The sequence below is a fragment of the Microbacterium sp. GbtcB4 genome (genome assembly GCF_019091465.1).
Taxonomy (GTDB): domain Bacteria; phylum Actinomycetota; class Actinomycetes; order Actinomycetales; family Microbacteriaceae; genus Microbacterium; species Microbacterium paraoxydans.
In genome coordinates, this window is sequence record NZ_JAGXJJ010000123.1 from 1 (window position 1) to 273 (window position 273).

The 273-nt window shown below is 71.1% G+C and carries 1 protein-coding gene; it reads right to left on the reverse strand.

Translation table 11 applies throughout. The features are described from left to right. Window positions 1–20 precede the first annotated feature (20 nt). A partial coding sequence (locus tag KVS71_RS17470) for a hypothetical protein (protein ID WP_217585155.1) occupies window positions 21–273 on the reverse strand: 253 nt, incomplete at its 5' end.

A 273-nucleotide genomic window follows, 5' to 3' on the forward strand; every position in this document is an offset into this window, starting at 1 on the left:
AGTGGCCATGCGTCAGGATCTTACTGCGGTGCGGTGACGCGGAACGAATCGAACGACACGCCCAACGGCGCGGACGCGCTGCCGGAGCGGTTGCCGCTCAGACCCACCGCGCCGGCGCCCAGGGGCGCCGCGTCGGTCGTGGTGACCTGCCAGGCTGCCGGCTTCGTGTTGTCCGTCGGCCAGAACTTGGCGGACAGCGTCGCCGACGTCGCCCCGGTCACGGACACCTCGAGGTTGTAGGAGGTGTCCCCCGCCCAGACCAGCCCGGGTACG